The 16,249-nt window shown below is 42.4% G+C and carries 15 protein-coding genes and 1 other RNA gene; 9 read left to right on the plus strand and 7 right to left on the minus strand.

Annotation, left to right across the window (positions count from 1 at the left end; all coding sequences use genetic code 11):
• Nucleotides 1-74: 74 nt before the first annotated feature.
• Both ssrA and IGJ42_RS04750 read right to left on the minus strand, forming a co-directional pair.
• Nucleotides 75-438: a transfer-messenger RNA gene (gene ssrA, locus IGJ42_RS04745) on the minus strand.
• A 62-nt stretch (nt 439-500) separates the two neighbouring features.
• Nucleotides 501-1,271 (minus strand): Cof-type HAD-IIB family hydrolase, encoded by a 771-nt coding sequence (locus IGJ42_RS04750; protein ID WP_016613911.1) that lies wholly within the window; start codon nt 1,269-1,271, stop codon nt 501-503.
• 145 nt (nt 1,272-1,416) lie between these two features.
• Here IGJ42_RS04750 and IGJ42_RS04755 point away from each other — a divergent pair, with 145 nt between their 5' ends.
• The 3 genes from IGJ42_RS04755 to IGJ42_RS04765 are packed head-to-tail and all read left to right on the plus strand — an operon-like array spanning nt 1,417 to nt 3,921.
• Nucleotides 1,417-1,767, plus strand: a complete 351-nt coding sequence (locus IGJ42_RS04755; RefSeq protein ID WP_005237201.1) for an SdpI family protein — start codon at nt 1,417-1,419, stop codon at nt 1,765-1,767.
• Nucleotides 1,748-2,461, plus strand: a complete 714-nt coding sequence (locus IGJ42_RS04760; protein ID WP_005237200.1) for a response regulator transcription factor — start codon at nt 1,748-1,750, stop codon at nt 2,459-2,461. The genes IGJ42_RS04755 and IGJ42_RS04760 overlap by 20 nt, the downstream gene beginning before the upstream one ends.
• A complete protein-coding gene (locus tag IGJ42_RS04765; protein WP_005237199.1) occupies nt 2,461-3,921 on the plus strand; it encodes a sensor histidine kinase in 1,461 nt (486 codons plus the stop codon). Before IGJ42_RS04760 ends, IGJ42_RS04765 begins: the two co-directional genes overlap by 1 nt.
• A 117-nt stretch (nt 3,922-4,038) precedes the next feature.
• On the opposite strand, the gene IGJ42_RS04770 is transcribed toward IGJ42_RS04765, so the two are convergent.
• The 3 genes from IGJ42_RS04770 to IGJ42_RS04780 all read right to left on the minus strand — a co-directional run bounded on the left by IGJ42_RS04770 (nt 4,039) and on the right by IGJ42_RS04780 (nt 7,493).
• Entirely contained in the window at nt 4,039-4,512 is a 474-nt protein-coding gene (locus tag IGJ42_RS04770; protein WP_005237198.1) for a hypothetical protein, read from the minus strand.
• On the minus strand, nt 4,491-5,228 hold the full coding sequence (locus IGJ42_RS04775; protein ID WP_005237197.1) for a hypothetical protein: 738 nt from the start codon (nt 5,226-5,228) through the stop codon (nt 4,491-4,493). Before IGJ42_RS04775 ends, IGJ42_RS04770 begins: the two co-directional genes overlap by 22 nt.
• 180 nt (nt 5,229-5,408) lie before the next feature.
• Nucleotides 5,409-7,493, minus strand: coding sequence for an LTA synthase family protein (locus IGJ42_RS04780; RefSeq protein ID WP_016613914.1), 2,085 nt, complete (start codon nt 7,491-7,493; stop codon nt 5,409-5,411).
• Nucleotides 7,494-7,730: 237 nt separating this feature from the next.
• On the opposite strand from IGJ42_RS04780, the gene IGJ42_RS04785 reads away from it, so the two are divergent.
• From IGJ42_RS04785 to ybaK, 3 genes are read left to right on the plus strand one after another with little or no spacing between them, the layout of a single operon-like run.
• Nucleotides 7,731-8,900, plus strand: a complete 1,170-nt coding sequence (locus IGJ42_RS04785) for a class I SAM-dependent rRNA methyltransferase (RefSeq protein WP_010749701.1) — start codon at nt 7,731-7,733, stop codon at nt 8,898-8,900.
• A 5-nt stretch (nt 8,901-8,905) separates the two neighbouring features.
• Nucleotides 8,906-9,658 (plus strand): type I 3-dehydroquinate dehydratase, encoded by a 753-nt coding sequence (aroD, locus tag IGJ42_RS04790; protein WP_008377653.1) that lies wholly within the window; start codon nt 8,906-8,908, stop codon nt 9,656-9,658.
• 50 nt (nt 9,659-9,708) lie between these two features.
• The gene (gene ybaK / locus IGJ42_RS04795) at nt 9,709-10,200 is read left to right on the plus strand and encodes a Cys-tRNA(Pro) deacylase (protein ID WP_008377655.1); all 492 of its coding nucleotides are present in this window, start codon (nt 9,709-9,711) and stop codon (nt 10,198-10,200) included.
• 55 nt (nt 10,201-10,255) lie between these two features.
• On the opposite strand, the gene IGJ42_RS04800 is transcribed toward ybaK, so the two are convergent.
• The gene (locus tag IGJ42_RS04800; RefSeq protein ID WP_005237193.1) at nt 10,256-11,293 is read right to left on the minus strand and encodes a tagatose 1,6-diphosphate aldolase; all 1,038 of its coding nucleotides are present in this window, start codon (nt 11,291-11,293) and stop codon (nt 10,256-10,258) included.
• A gap of 139 nt (nt 11,294-11,432) precedes the next feature.
• On the minus strand, nt 11,433-12,695 hold the full coding sequence (locus IGJ42_RS04805; RefSeq protein ID WP_016613916.1) for an NAD(P)/FAD-dependent oxidoreductase: 1,263 nt from the start codon (nt 12,693-12,695) through the stop codon (nt 11,433-11,435).
• A gap of 160 nt (nt 12,696-12,855) precedes the next feature.
• Here IGJ42_RS04805 and gdhA point away from each other — a divergent pair, with 160 nt between their 5' ends.
• The 3 genes from gdhA to IGJ42_RS04820 all read left to right on the plus strand — a co-directional run bounded on the left by gdhA (nt 12,856) and on the right by IGJ42_RS04820 (nt 16,226).
• The gene (gdhA, locus tag IGJ42_RS04810) at nt 12,856-14,205 is read left to right on the plus strand and encodes an NADP-specific glutamate dehydrogenase (protein WP_430615986.1); all 1,350 of its coding nucleotides are present in this window, start codon (nt 12,856-12,858) and stop codon (nt 14,203-14,205) included.
• 102 nt (nt 14,206-14,307) lie between these two features.
• Nucleotides 14,308-15,654: a glucose-6-phosphate isomerase gene (locus IGJ42_RS04815; RefSeq protein ID WP_086332139.1), complete on the plus strand. Its 1,347-nt coding sequence runs from the start codon at nt 14,308-14,310 to the stop codon at nt 15,652-15,654.
• Between the two features lie 362 nt (nt 15,655-16,016).
• Nucleotides 16,017-16,226 (plus strand): hypothetical protein, encoded by a 210-nt coding sequence (locus tag IGJ42_RS04820; protein WP_086332182.1) that lies wholly within the window; start codon nt 16,017-16,019, stop codon nt 16,224-16,226.
• The last annotated feature ends 23 nt before the right edge of the window (nt 16,227-16,249 follow it).

Genomic DNA, 16,249 nt, shown 5'->3' on the forward strand with positions numbered 1-16,249 from the left:
TACTGGCACAAGTAAAAAGCCAAAACCCTGTAAAATCAAGGTTTTGGCTCTTAGTGTCACTTACTGACAGTTTAAAATGGAGATGGCGGGAGTCGAACCCGCGTCCAAACATATTGCTACCTAAAAATCTACGCTCATAGTCAACTCATTTGTAGATTCGCTTTACAGCTTGCCGAGTGACAGGCAGTCTGTATCGCTAGTCTGATGATCTCTTTTTTATCTTACAGACGGAAAGATAAAACGTATCCCACTTAGAATAGGACCCTTACTCGAGCACATGGGCGATGCCGAGAGGATCTACGCTAACTGTTTTTAGGCAGCTAAAGCGTAAGAGTTTTCGTTTTTAGCAGTTATATTTAACTGTAACGTTTTAACGTAGACGTAACCTACGAAGCGCAATTCAGGCTCAACTATGCCTGTCGAATCCGTAACATCCCCTTGATAAAAGGGGTATCGCTACCATTCACTAGTATACCATATTTTCGTGCGTGTGCAAAGAATCAGATTAAGTCAAAATGTTTCAGGGCGTGTACGATCCCGCCTTCGGTATTTTTCAAGGTCACGAAGTCTGCCAGCTCTTTTAACTCTTGAATCCCATTTCCCATTGCAATCTTGTGGTCACAAGCTTCTAAAAGGGCGAAATCGTTGCTGCCGTCACCAAAGCCAAAGGTAGGTACATCTTCTAGACCCAATAATTCTACCAAGGTTTTTACGCCAGTCCCTTTAGAAGTCCCGGATTTTACGACATCGATTGAAAAGGGCGTATTACGATAAAAAGTTAGTTCGGGAAAACGCTCATGATAATAAGCATCGTTGCCGACACCTAAAACCAACAACATATTGGTCCGATCAGTTTCATAATGCAGAGGATCGATTTCTGGTAGAGGGCTACGGACGTAGTTATATGCACCAACCATTTCCTCGGTGTGACCAGTCGCCCAATAGCCTTTCTCATTGTAATAACACAGCTCATCGCCATTGTCTTTGACGGCTTGGTACATCCTTGCGCAAAGCTCAGGCTCAAGGGTATCGGAAAAAACTTCTTTGCCATCAATGCGGATAAAAGCACCGTTCATGACGATGTTCGAGGTAATACCAGCTGCTTCACGAATAGCGGTAACTTCAGGTTCGGTTCTGCCTGTTGCAATGATCGGCAGTACTTGGTTTTTTCGCAACCTCGCCATCGCCTCAGCAATTTCCGAAGTGATTTGCGAGTGCGCATCTAAAAGTGTACCGTCAAGATCAAAAAAAGTTAATGCTTTATAGGTCATGTATCTTACTCCTAAGGTTTATAGTCATAGTCCACTCACAATCTTATCAAAGATTGAAAAAAAGGCAAACCTTTATGAATAATCGGTGAAGTTGTTGGTAGAAGAAAGAAATTCGAGTATACTATAGGAAGAATGGAGTGAAACGATGATTTTTTTAGTAATTGGCAGCATTTTTTTCTTGATTGGTCTCACTTTTTTTCTTTTTCCATCAAAAAAAATGAACCTTATTTATGGATACCGTTCCTATCTAGCAAAACAAAATGAACGCAATTGGCGACAGGCCCAAAAACTATCTGCCCGATTCTTTCTGCTTTTTGGCGGAATCATGGCGCTCATTGGGTTTGTCTTGAAATGGCAAGAATGGACCAATTTTTTTCTAGTTGAAATGATCGTGATCCCTTGGTTCATCGTGCCGATCTTTGGCCTGATCGAAGAAAATCTGCAACGATTTGATAAAGAACATAGAGGTGAAGAAAATGAATATATTAATGATTGAAGACAATGAATCTGTTTCTGAAATGATGCAAATGTTTTTCTTGAATGAAGGATGGGAAGCAGTATTTAAATACGATGGCAAAGAAGGACTAGAGGCCTTTGCTGCTGAACCAGACAAGTGGGATATGATCACCCTTGACTTGAATCTTCCTTCCATGGACGGCATGATGGTGGCGCGCGAAATTCGTAAAATCTCTAGTACAGTTCCTATTATTATGTTGACGGCCCGTGATTCAGAAAGCGACCAAGTCATCGGGTTAGAGATGGGGGCGGACGACTATGTGACGAAACCCTTTAGTCCATTGACCTTGATTGCACGGATCAAGGCATTACACCGCCGCAGTGAATTGGTTGAAAAAACAACACCTGAAGCTTCCGATGCCACCTTTGATATCGTCACCGATCATTTCAAAATGAACACAAAAACAAGGGAAGCCTATTTAAATGGCAAACCCATCGATGGGTTGACGCCGAAAGAATTTGATTTGCTTTATACGTTAGCGAAAAAACCGCGACAAGTGTTTTCGAGAGAACAGCTGTTAGAACTGGTTTGGGATTACCAATACTTTGGCGATGAACGGACCGTTGATGCACACATCAAAAAACTAAGACAAAAAATTGAAAAAGTGGGGCCACAGATCATTCAAACCGTCTGGGGCGTTGGGTACAAATTTGATGATGCGGGTGCTGCTTAATGCGCTACCTGTATCAACAGCTGATTGCATTTTTCGTGGTGATCTTCGTGATCTTGATGACGATTGGTATTGCGTTTACTCAAATGACACGCCAAACGTTACAAGAACGAAATTATGAGCAGTTAATGGGGTATGCTTCGTCGGTCGCGACGATTTCGCAAATCAGTGATTCAGAATATTTACAGCAAAATATGACCCGGGATGGCTATCTACAGTATTCCTTGCGTTTGGCTGAGAATATTTTGAGCAACCAAGATATCTCCTTTGCTTTCTTTAAAAGTCCTGATGACATTATTTATCCACTAGATACCGCTCATGCTGTTGATTTTCCGATCTCTGAAAAAGACTGGCAATCCTTAGAAAATGGGGCGCGTCTACAACTGACTTCCGCCACAAATTTATACGGGGAAAAAGAACTGACTTCCTATGTGTTGATACCTTTTTCTGTCAATCGCACGGATTTTTACGGTGTAATGGTGGTTTCGCAATCGGCAAGCAGTATTTTGAATCTTGTCAGTGCTTTTAATCAAAACTTGTTTAAAGTTTGTTTGATCTCGATCGTTGTCTCATTATTGATCAGTTACCTTTTCGCTACGTTCCAAGTAAGACGGATCAATCGAATGAAACGAGCAACCAAAGAAATTACTAATGGCAATTTTGATATTTTCTTGCCGGTGCATAATCGGGATGAATTTGATGAATTAGCCGAAGATTTTAATTTAATGACGAAATCCTTAAAAGAATCCCAAGAAGAAATTGAACGGCAAGAAGAACGTCGTCGGCAATTTATGGCGGATGCTTCTCATGAGATGCGTACCCCGTTGACGACCATCAATGGCTTATTGGAGGGCTTAGAGTACAACGCAATTCCTGAGAATCAAAAAGACAATGCGATCCGCTTGATGAAAAATGAAACCAATCGCTTGATTCGATTAGTCAACGAAAACCTTGACTACGAAAAAATCAGGACCAATCAAATCTCGATGGTCATCAAAAAATTTGATGCGACGCAAACCATCAAAAATCTGTTGACGCAACTGGAGAGCAAGGCAGAAATTGCCAAAGATGTGCTGATTTTAGAAACAACCGAGCCAATCGATGTCTACGCGGATTATGATCGTTTCGTCCAGATCATGGTCAATATTTTACAAAATGCGATCCAGTTTACGGAAGATGGAGAAATTCGGGTCCGAATAGAAAAAGGCTATTTAGAAACGATTATCGAAATCAGTGATACGGGGATCGGTATGTCTGAAGAACAAGTCAAAAATATTTGGGATCGTTACTACAAAGTCGATCCGTCCCGTAAAAACCGTCAATTTGGCGAATCAGGTCTAGGCTTATCAATCGTTGAACAGCTCGTACGCCTGCACAAAGGAAAGATCAGTGTAGAAAGTGAACTTGGCAAAGGTACGACCTTTAAAATCTCTTTTCCAGATATCGACTTAAATGAAGAATAAGGAATCGACCGGCAGCAATTCGCTTAGCCGGTCGATTTTTTTGCGGTTCATTGGCAGCAGCCCAAACAAAAAGACTTGCTTTTGCAAGCAAGCCTTTTTGTATGAGGGCTATGTAAACTATAGATAAGTGGTATAGGGCGTATGGGCAAAGCATTCGTCTTCATGGATCAAATAGATGGCAACAGCAAATTGTTCGGCGATTTCTTGGCACAAAGGTAGCAGGATTTGGACCTCTTCTGTTGTTAACGTGCTCAAGACATTTTCGATTAAAAGGGTTTCTCTTTCTGAAAGTAACGCTAAGAGCAGCTGAATTTTGATCTCCTCAAAGGGGCCTAATTCTGTCCGCTCTTTTTTCAAAGCCGATAAGGGAAGCTGAACATAAGGCAGAACACCCTCTAAATCGCCCCCTTTTTTATTTGCAAGAGATACATTGTCCATGACGGATAAAAAGGGAACGGAAGGCCATTGAGCACGAATCAAGATGGCTTTTTTTTGTGAAAGCAGCAAACTTAATTCAGAAGTTTTTGTTTCATTGTCTTTCGAAACATAATAGAAACCAATTGGTTTCGTTAGCTGAGTTGGTTTTTCCATTGTTTTTTCCTCCAATACAGACTATGTCCGCTGGCAATCAAACCAGTAAAACTGGTAACAGCGGCAAGTAAGACGACAAGTGTGTGGCGTGTGCTTTCAAATAAAATAGCAAGCCAAGTGGTGCTGTTCAAATCGACATTTTGGACCAGAATTTGACTATTCTGCGGAATCGTAATGGCGAATTCTTGTCCAGGAAGACTTTGTACAGCCTCCCAAAAGTTATCAGAAGCACGCTCTCGATCAAGGGCAATGATATGCCCACTAAGTAATTCCCGCTGGAAATAAGGCTGGAAGAGTAGCAATAAGACAAAGGCGATCACAGCGGCTGCTAAGAGCGGCAAGAGCATTTCAATGATCTGCATCGCTACCCATTGTCTGGTGGTGGCGCCACTTGCTAACCAAGCTGTGTATTCCGAGCGTTTATATAATTGATAGTAAACTTGAAAGCCAATAAAGACCAGTGTAAAGGCACTAAAAATCAAATAGAACAGTTGATGATAAATTGTCGTGACTGGTTGGATCTCTTCGGCTACTTTCGTTTGCAGATCTTCTGTCGCCAAGAGATCTCTTGTTTGAGCGATCACTTGATCCATCGAATAGATCAAGGCAAACGTCACGATCAAGCCAATCACGGCAAAGAAGGATACAAGCGTATAAAGCACCATGGCTTTTTTATGATAAAAAATGCTGGCAATCGCAAAATGTATAGTTTTCATCTAAGTCACCTCATCCTAGTACATAGTATAAAAGGGGAGTTTGAATAAAGTATGAAGTTCTTGTAGTAAAATATCGAAGCTAAAAAAGTGGCAAGAAAGTTCGACTTTTTCTTATCAAATAGTGCAAAAAAATCCAGCAAGGCAGGTGCCTTACTGGATTGATTATTGGTTGTTCTTACTTTACTCGCCGCTATCTTGTTCCGTCATCTGCTGGTATTCTTGGAAGGTTTTTGTTTGATACAGATCGACGGTCGATTGATTGCCATTTTGAGAAAAGGCACTAGTTGAATCACTGCCTAGATTCTTTTCAATGTCCATCATTTGCTGAAGGGCGTCTTTGTAGTTATAGGTCGAAGGATCAACTTCTTCTAGACCGCTTTTCGCGTAGAATCGTAAAAGGTCACCATTATTGATCTGATCAGAAACCGAAAGCTGCTTGTCGACTTTGGCTTTCCATTCATCGACTTTGGCTTGCAATTCATCGGATGGATCGTTGATCGGCATGCCGGTACGATTGTCATACAATGTACTGCTGTAGTAGGTGTAGTCTGGTGTCACAAAGTCGCCATCGCGGAAAGCAACCAGTTGTTCGTTTTGATCAGAGAATAAATCTTGTCCTAATTGGATATAGTTTGATGTATCCACACCCAGTAAGTGCAATAGGGTTGGCAAGGCATCGACTTGGCCACCATACGTATGATTGATGCCGCCGTTTGATTGTCCTGGAATATGAATCATATAAGGCACACGTTGTAACGAGGCATTGTCAAAGTTTGTCCATGTAGAACTTGTTTTTCCAAGCAATTCTGCTAAGTTACGGTTACGAGAATTGGAAATTCCGTAATGGTCACCATATAAAACGATGACTGAGTTTTCGTATAAGCCACTTTCTTTCAAGTAATTGAAGAACTCTTCCACGGCTTTATCCAAATAATTCGCGGTTGCGAAATAGCCATTGATCGTTTGATCAGAAGTGTTCGCTAGCGGGAAGCCGCCTTCTTCATTGGTAAATTCAGAATATGGGTAGTGGTTAGAAACCGCAATGAATTTTGAATAGAACGGTTGTTGCAGACGTTCTAAGTATTGTACGGATTGTTCAAAGAACGGTTTGTCATGTAGACCGTATTGGAATGAATTTTCATCATTGACATCATAATAAGATGCGTCGAAGAAATAATCATAGCCAAACCGTTTGTAGGTTTCATTTCGGTTCCAGAAGGTACCGGTATTTCCGTGGAAAACAGCACTGGTATAGCCTTGCGTTTGACCTAAAATATCTGGCGCTGCCTCAAAGGTATTTTTCCCACCCAGTTGAGTGAATAACGCTCCTTGATTCAATCCAAACAGGGAATTTTCGAATAATGTTTCGGCATCACTGGTCTTCCCAGCTTTTACTTGGTGGAAGAAATTATCAAAACTAAAGGTACTATCGCTATGGTATAAACTATTGATAAACGGCATGACTTCATGTTCCACGCCATCTTCATCTTTCAATTTATAATCGATCAAGAATTGCTGAACACTTTCTAAGTGAATATAAATGACATTCTTGCCTTTTGCGATACCGAACAGATCATCATTTGGTTCTGCGTAATGTTCTTTAACATAGCTCTCTACTTCGTTCATGTCGTTGGGACTCGCTTCGGCACGTACTTGCGAAGCTTGATAAGTTTGTACCCCATCATAAACCGTAAAGGCGTTGATCCCAAGATATTTGACTAAATAGTCACGAGAAAACGTTCGAGTAAGCAATTCAGGACGATCCGCCTCTGCTAAGAAAAGGTTGGCAGAAAAGACCATGACAGCCAATGTTGAAATGGCGAAAGCCATCCGTGCCCGTACAGGACGAGTGTCCATTTTGATTTTCTTCATTGAAAAGGCTGCAATTAACACGATAAAGTCAATGAAGTACAACACATCGTAGGGACGGAACAAGCGAATTGCGCTTTCTCCTAGACCACTTGCTACTTTTCCTACACCGAGCATCGTGTTGATGGTGATAAAGTCAGTGAATTCTCGATAGTACGAAACATTAGAGAACAACAGCAGAGTCATCAAGAAATAGATCACAAGCATCGTGATATAAGCTGCTTTGGTTCTTCTTACGTACAATGCGATCGACAGCAACAACAAAGTCGTTGCGATCGGATTGATGAATAAGATGAAGTACTGAATGCTGCTTTCAATACCTAGGTGGAAGTCCACCATATAGGCAAAGATATTTTTTAGCCAAAATAATAGGGCTAATAGGAAAAAAAAGCCCATTCTTGTATTCACAAAGGTGGATACTTTATTTTTTTTCAAAGGAATCGTCCTCTCTTTTTCCAGTATAACCGGTAAATTACGATTTTACATCACAGTACATTTTACTAGGCTGTGAAAGACGTGTCAAATGAATTCCTTGTCATGACGCGGAATTAAGTATTTCTTTACTTTCAAGGATACAGACAATACTGTCGCTTTTTGCTATACTAAAAAGGAGAATGAATGGAGCAGATGAACATGAAAATAAAACTAACGAAGCAAGGATCAGCGAAGCTTCGCAAAAAGAATCCGTTGATCCAACGAGAAGATCTTCAACAAGCAATCGAGACGAAGGAGTGGGTCACCTTTATTGATCAGGCCAACCATTTCTTAGGTGTCGGCTATCTTGGGGAACAAAATAAAGGGATCGGATGGGTCGTATCCTTTGAAGAAACAGTGATCGACCAAGCATTCTTTGCGCAACGCTTTGCGAAAGCAAAAGGCAAACGCATTGCTTACTATCAAGATGACCTGACAGATGCCTTTCGTCTGTTTAATGGCGAGGGGGATCAATTGGGGGGACTTACCGTAGATTTGTATGGCGAGTATGTCGTTTTTTCTTGGTACAATGCCACCCTTTATCAACATAAAAAAGCGATCGTGGCGGCTTTTCGTCAAATATTTCCCGAGATCAAAGGGGCTTATGAAAAAATCCGCTTTACGTCTGAGCTGCCTGAATCAGCATGGGTCTATGGAAAAACGGCACCTGAACCCTTACTGGTGAAGGAAAATGGCGTCACGTATGCGACGTATTTGAACGAAGGACTAATGACGGGCATCTTTTTGGATCAAAAAGAAGTTCGTGGGCAACTTGTTGATGGCTTGGCAGCTGGCAAGACGGTTTTAAATATGTTCAGTTATACGGGGGCGTTTTCTGTCGCTGCTGCTGTCGGTGGCGCTGCTCAAACAACGAGCGTCGATTTGGCAAAACGCAGTCTAGAAAAGACCCGCGAACAATTTGCAGTCAACGGCATTGATCCAGATACCCAGCGTATCCATGTCATGGATGTTTTCAATTACTTCAATTATGCCAGCAAAAAAGACTTGCGCTTTGATGTGATCGTTTTAGATCCGCCGAGTTTTGCCCGCAACAAGAAAAAGGTCTTCTCGGTTGCGAAAAATTATGGCGACTTAGTCACTGATAGTTTGGCGATTTTAGCGCCTGATGGCTTGTTGATCGCCTCAACGAATGCGGCCAATCTTTCACCGAGGAAGTTTCAAGAAATGATCGAAGCATCCTTAGAGAAAGCACACGTTGCTTATGAATGTATTCAAAGTTATCGTCTACCAGCTGATTTTGCGGTAGATAAGCATTTTTCCGAAGGGAACTATCTGAAAGTATTCTTTTATCAAATGAAAAAGGAGTGAAGGAGATGAGCCGATCAAAACCAGTAACGTTAGACGGGAAAACACCGTTGATTTGTGTGCCATTGATTGGGAAAACCAATGAAGAGATCTTGAAACAAGCCATTGCTGCTGAGGAATCAGAGGCACAGATCGTCGAATGGCGTGTTGATCATTACAAACATGTCGAAGACCAGCAAGCGGTCTTAGATGCGTTATCACATATTCGCACGACATTAAAGCACAAAGAGCTGCTCTTCACTTTTCGAACCTTGGAAGAAGGGGGCGAGCGGGCGTTCACATTGACCCAGTACAAAGAATTGTGTTTAGCTGCTGCTGATTCAGGCTTGATCGATTGGATCGATGTCGAATTAGAGAAAGCTGAATTTTTAGGTCGAGCCTTTATTCAAGAAATCAAAAAGGCACAGGTAAAGCTGATATTGAGCAATCATGATTTTGAGAAAACGCCAGAAGATGCTGTGTTGATTTTAAAGATCGGCGTAATGAATCAATTTGGTGCCGATGTTGGCAAGTTAGCGATGATGCCCAAGCAAGTCCAAGATGTTTTACGTTTGATGGGGATCATTACTAAAGCGCGTGGCTTCAACCAACTGCCGTTGGCGATCATGTCGATGGGGGAGCTGGGGAAAATCAGCCGGATTAGTGGGGCATTGACTGGTTCGGTCTTTACTTTTGCTTCGTTGCAAGGTGCTTCAGCACCTGGACAAATACCGATCGAACGAATGACCAACTACTTACAAGAATTTTCACTCAATGAGTAAGACCAGCCAAGGCCTTCTCTTAAAAGAAACCAAAACAAAAGAGGGATAAAATGGCGAAGAAGAAACAAAAAACCAATGCGATCCGTCAAGTAGAACAACAGAAAATCGCTTATAACGAATACACCTATGAGTGGTCGGAAGACCATCTCGATGCGCAATCCGTCGCTGTGCAACTAGCACGCCCGCAAGCCATCTACAAAACGCTGGTGGCACTGGGCAACAAAACAGGTCCGCTAGTGGCTGTGATTCCTGGAAACAGAGAAGTGGATCTGAAAAAGTTAGCCAAAGTCAGTGGAAACAAAAAAGTAGAGATGCTGCATCTGAGAGATTTAGAAGAAACGACTGGCTATATTCGCGGCGGCTGTTCGCCGATCGGGATGAAAAAGCTCTTTCCTACTTATATTGATCGTGGGGCGCAGACACTGGAAGAAATCGTGGTTTCTGCAGGAAAGCGCGGGTTGCAGATGGGGCTTGCCCCACAAGCGTTGCAACAATTGACTAGGGCGATCTTTGCCGATTTGTTGGCACCTGAACACGAATAAAAAATCCCCGTGAACCATCTTGAAATGCCGTTCACGGGGATTATTTTGTACTATTTTATTCCATTACTTCAATATCGAAAACCTCAATATTTTCTAAACCACCATAAAAGTCAAACCATGGAGTGGCATATTGTTTTAGAATGGCGTTTAATTCTTCAACATTTTCTTTCCCTTGGGTGTCCAGCCATTCCAGTAATGCTTTGGCGCCTTGCTTCCCATAGATTTCCACACTATCGCGCCAAGTTGCTCGCCCACCTAAGATTCCTGAGAATTTAGCACCGTGTTGACCAGCAAAGGTCAATTCATCGCGAAAGACATTCGCTGGAACTCCCGCACTCAAATAGATAAATGGCCGAGTCGCGGCGTCACTGGCTTCTTTGAAGTAATTGGCTGCTTCTTCTTGCGTATAGACGGCCTCTAAGCCTTCTTTTTGGAAGCCTTCCACTAAGTCGAACTGAACCGGTACTTCGACTTTCAAAATATCGATATGGTAGTGATCTTTCGTCAATTCCTGAATGGTTCGGATGACCTTGCTCGGTTTGATCTTGGCAAAAGCAGGTGATTTGTCATCTGTGATCTCATCATCATAGACGATCGGTTCCACAAATAAGGGAATATCGGCCGCCTGTGCCTCCGTACCTAAACGCTCCAAAAACGCATGTTTGGTATCTAAAATCTCTTGGGGTTCATCTGGATTATAATAAACCAAGACTTTTGCAGCATCCGCACCTTTTTTCACCAAGCGCTGCAACGATTCATTGGGTAAAATCTCTGGCAAACGACCCGGCGTGTTGACATCATAGCCTGTTTTTTCATAGGAAAGGATCAAGCCAGCATTGGGATTCTTTGCTTCGATCCCTAAGAAGCCATATTCCTCATCTAACAGAATACTGCTGACATATTTGGTCAGTTCTTGGGAAACCAACTGTTTGAATTCATAAATGTGTTCCATCGTAAAGTCATCCGGTCCAGTTGCCGCCTTCATCATTTTTTTCATGGAACCACGTTGGTCGATCGCTAGTGCGGCAATCACACCGTCCTCATTTGAAAGTTTTTGCATTCGTTCAAATTTACCTCTTGAAATTCGTTTCATAAAAAAAACCTCCCTCGATCTTGCTATCTTTAGTCTACGCCTACTTTGAGAAAAACCCAACTAATAAGCAAAAAGAGGGGGAGAACCAGGTGTTCGCAGCTACAGGCCAGGATATTGCTGCGAACACCCGGGTCGTCGATCAATAATTGAAATAACTAGCTGTTTCTGCTGCGTTTTTTCCAGAAACATGACCCGTGCAAAACGCAGCGGTGATGTTGAAACCACCTGTATAACCATTGATATCCAGCAATTCACCGGCAAAATACAAGCCATTGATTTTCTTACTTTCCATGGTCTTAGGGTTGATTTCTTTCAGATGGACCCCGCCGCCCGTCACGAAGGACTTTTCTAATGGGAACGTGCGGACAATGGTGATTGAAAAGCCTTTGATCAAGGAAGCGAGCGCCGTCAACTGTTCCGGTGAGGCTTTTTCAGCAACCAGCTCATGCAAGTCTAGCTGCTGCAAAAAGAAGGTCATCAAGCGCTCAGGCAAAAAGCCAGCTAAAGCATTCGGCAATTGTTTCTTCGAAGCCGCAGACTGAATTAATTCTTGGGTCAAGGCTTCCTGGGCTTTCGTCGGCAGACAATCCAGAACAACCGTCACTGGTTGCTGCTTTTTCAATTCTTGGTTCACAAAAGAGGAACAGCGCAAAGCAGCTGGACCAGATAACCCAAAGTGGGTAAACAAAAGATCCATGGTATGGGCGACGATGGGCTTTCCTTTTTGATCCAAGACGCTCAAGGTGATGTCTTGTAAGGAAATGCCCTGCAAGGTCCGTTCTTGAATAAAAGATTCTTCTGAAACAAGCGGCGATTCGGTTGGATAAAGCGGCGTAATGGTATGCCCGACTTTTTTCGCCATCTTATAGCCGTCCCCCGTCGCGCCCGTGGAAGGATAGGTGCGGCCACCCGTCGTCAAAATCACGCTTGGGGCAGAGAACTCATCGGTTTCGGTTCGTACGCCGCGTATTTGGCTGCCATCATGGATCAGCTTGGTTACGACCGTATTCGTCAACAGGGTGACGTGATGATCGTTGATTGCTTGAAGCAGCGCTTCGACGATGGTTTTTGATTTGTTCGTCACAGGGAACATCCGTCCGTGGTCTTCTTCTTTTAAGACGACACCTAAGTCTGCGAAAAACGCCATTACATCATAGTTATTGAATTGGGAAAACGTACTATACAAAAACTTGCCGTTTCCTGGAATATGAGCAACTAAATCATCTACCGGCCGATTATTGGTTACATTGCAGCGTCCGCCGCCAGTCATCAATAGTTTCTTGCCGATTTTTTTGTTTTTTTCGATTAATAAGACCCTAGCACCTTGTTTGGCAGCGGTGATCGCAGCCATCATACCGCTCGTACCTGCACCAACAACGATGACATCATAGGTTTTTTCCATTCTTCTCACCTCTTTGGGATTGTAACACATCGCCTATGACTGCTGAAAGGAGAGGGCGATTTTTTTCGAATGATAAAAAATTCTGACAATTCTAAAAAAAAGCGTGCAATTTCAGAAAATTTCTTTAAAATAGAAAATATCTTAAAGGAGGTAATGCACTATGACCAAAGCTTCAGCTTACGTGAAAGAAATTCAAGCGAAGATTCACGAGAAAGACCAACACCAACCGGAATTTCTTCAAGCAATTGACGAATTTTTGCCTACGATCGTTCCCTTTTTAGAGGAGCATCCAGAATATATTGAATCAAATATCCTTGCACTCTTAACTGAACCAGAACGTTTTATCCAATTCAGAGTCCCGTGGCAAGACGATCAAGGCAACTGGCAAGTAAACCGTGGCTATCGGATTCAATTCAACTCTGCAATGGGGCCTTACAAAGGCGGCTTGCGTTTTCACCCAAGTGTAAACTTGAGTATTTTGAAGTTTTTGGCGTTTGAGCAAATCTTCAAAAACAGCTTGACGGGTCTGCCGATCGGCGGCGGCAAAGGCGGAAGTGACTTTGATCCAAAAGGCAAATCAGATGCCGAAGTGATGCGTTTTTGCCAAAGCTTTATGACGGAGCTGTCAAAACATATCGGACCTGACCTAGATGTTCCTGCTGGCGACATTGGTGTCGGAGGTCGGGAAATCGGCTATTTGTTTGGTGCCTACAAACGATTGAAACAATACGATGCCGGGATTTTAACCGGTAAGCCACTAGACTTCTGGGGCAGTAAAAACCGCACAGAAGCAACGGGTTATGGCGCTGTTTATTTCGTTAAGCATTTATTGACAGACTTAGGTGAAACATTTGAAGGCAAAAAAGCGATCGTTTCTGGAAGCGGCAATGTTGCGATCTATGCAATTGAGAAATTGCAAGAATTAGGTGCGATCCCTGTCACATGTTCTGATTCCTCTGGTTTTATTTATGACAAAGACGGCATTGATCTGGCCTTATTAAAAGAGATCAAAGAAGTGAAACGCGAACGGTTGATGGCTTACGCCAAGGAACGGCCAACAGCGGAATATCATGAAGGGGCAACTGTCTGGGATTTTGATACTCCAGCGGAATTAGCCTTTCCTTGTGCGACCCAAAACGAGATTGATCTCTCGCAAGCCAAACGTACAAAAGCCAATGGCGTCCGGGTCGTTTCTGAAGGCGCGAATATGCCTAGCTCATTAGAAGCAGCAGAATATTTTATTGAAGAAGGAATTTTCTACTGCCCAGGAAAAGCAGCCAATGCCGGCGGCGTAGCCGTTTCTGCTTTAGAAATGAGTCAAAACTCCCAACGATTGCAATGGGAAAAAGCCGAAGTCGATGCCAAATTGGATGATATCATGAAGTCGATCTATGAAGCATGCCGTGATACAGCTGAAACCTTCGATCAAAAAAATAATTTTATGTTAGGTGCGAACGTAGCAGGCTTTGAAAAAGTTGCTAAAGCAATGTTTGCTCAAGGACTTGTCTAAAATCACCTGACAGGCTATCTATCAGGAATTACTTGAAAAAAGTTGGAAAAAAACGTAAAGTAGGTAGTGTATGAAAAACTATTTTTTCAAGGAGGACAAATCATGTCACACATCAAGTTTGACTATTCGAAAGTAGCACCATTCGTGAACGAATACGAATTGAGCTACATGCAAAGTCAAGTTACAGCAGCAGACAAACAATTACGCGAAGGAACAGGTGCTGGTAGCGACTTTTTAGGTTGGATCGACCTTCCTAAAAATTATGACAAAGATGAATTTGCGCGTATCAAAAAAGCGGCGGAAAAAATTCAATCTGATTCTGAAGTACTAGTCGTGATCGGGATCGGCGGATCTTATTTAGGAGCGAAAGCAGCGATTGATTTCTTAAATCATTCTTTCTTTAACTTGTTACCAAATGAAGAACGCAAAGCACCACAAATCTTTTTTGCCGGTAATTCGATTTCTTCAACTTACTTAGCAGATTTGATCGAAATCATTGGTGACCGTGACTTCTCTGTGAATGTGATCTCAAAATCAGGAACAACTACTGAGCCAGCGATCGCTTTCCGTGTTTTCAAAGAACGTTTGATTGAAAAATACGGTAAAGAAGAAGCCAACAAACGGATCTACGCAACAACGGATAAAGCGAAAGGTGCAGTAAAAGTTGAAGCAGATGCCGAAAACTGGGAAACCTTTGTGATTCCAGATGACGTCGGCGGCCGTTTCTCTGTATTGACTGCTGTTGGTTTATTACCAATCGCTGCCAGCGGAGCAGATATCGATGCCTTGATGCAAGGGGCAGCAGATGCTAGCGATGCTTACGTAAGTGACGACCTTGAAAAAAATGAAGCGTATCAATATGCAGCAATGCGTAACATCCTTTATCGCAAAGGCAAAGTAACCGAATTGCTGATCAACTACGAACCAGGCATGCAATACTTCTCAGAATGGTGGAAACAATTATTCGGTGAGTCTGAAGGAAAAGACCAAAAAGGGATCTATCCTTCAAGTGCAAACTTCTCAACAGATTTGCATTCTCTTGGTCAATACATCCAAGAAGGCCGTCGCAATATCTTTGAAACTGTCGTAAAAGTTGAAAAACCACGCAAATCAATTGCGATCCCTACACAAGAAGCAGATCTTGATGGTCTTGGCTACTTAGAAGGAAAAGAAGTTGATTTTGTTAATACGAAAGCTTTTGAAGGAACGTTACTTGCCCATACAGATGGGGATGTACCTAATCTGTTAGTAAAAATTCCTACAATGGATGCGTACACGTTAGGTTACACGATGTACTTCTTTGAGATCGCTGTAGGTATCTCTGGTTACTTAAACGGTGTGAACCCATTTGACCAACCAGGGGTTGAAGCGTACAAGAAAAACATGTTCGCCTTACTTGGCAAACCAGGTTTCGAAGATCTTGCAAAAGAATTGAACGAACGTCTATAATTCGACAAAGAAACGCCTTGTGCCAGTTCTGATTGGCACAAGGCGTTGTTTTATTTTCGCGTTTGTTGTGTTACTCGATAGTTGATCCAAAAAATCAGCGGTCTTCTTTTAATCCCCAAAGCAACGCAGCAGACAATAGTCCAAAGATACAGGTTTGAATAATTGGCATTTGACTCATCTCCTTTTGATTTCCTTTAGTATAAAATGCTTTTTAAGAAGTGGCACGAACAAACCAGTGCGTTTGAACGAACGAAACTGTCATTTCTTGGTGACAAATGCGTGATAAATTGAAATAAAACGTTTTCAATTTGATGCTTTTTTGTTATTATATCTTTATGAAAGAAAACGGTTGAGGTGAGGATATGGAGAATATTACGATCGGTGAAAAATATGTCTGCCGACCTGTCGGGGCGAGCAAGCCTGTGATTGGTGTGGTGGAAAAACTATACGTACATACGGCGTTGATCGTCGCTTCAAGTTATGAAGAAGAAGATCAAGCACAAGTAGAAGCTTGTAATCGTCGGATGATCGTCAGTTTCAATAAAATTTGTACGCAAACGAACGTTGCCTAACCAACTAGCAAAAAATGCTGCTC

The organism is Enterococcus sp. DIV1067f (assembly GCF_050543505.1).
GTDB classification, from domain to species: Bacteria; Bacillota; Bacilli; order Lactobacillales; family Enterococcaceae; genus Enterococcus_D; species Enterococcus_D entomosocium.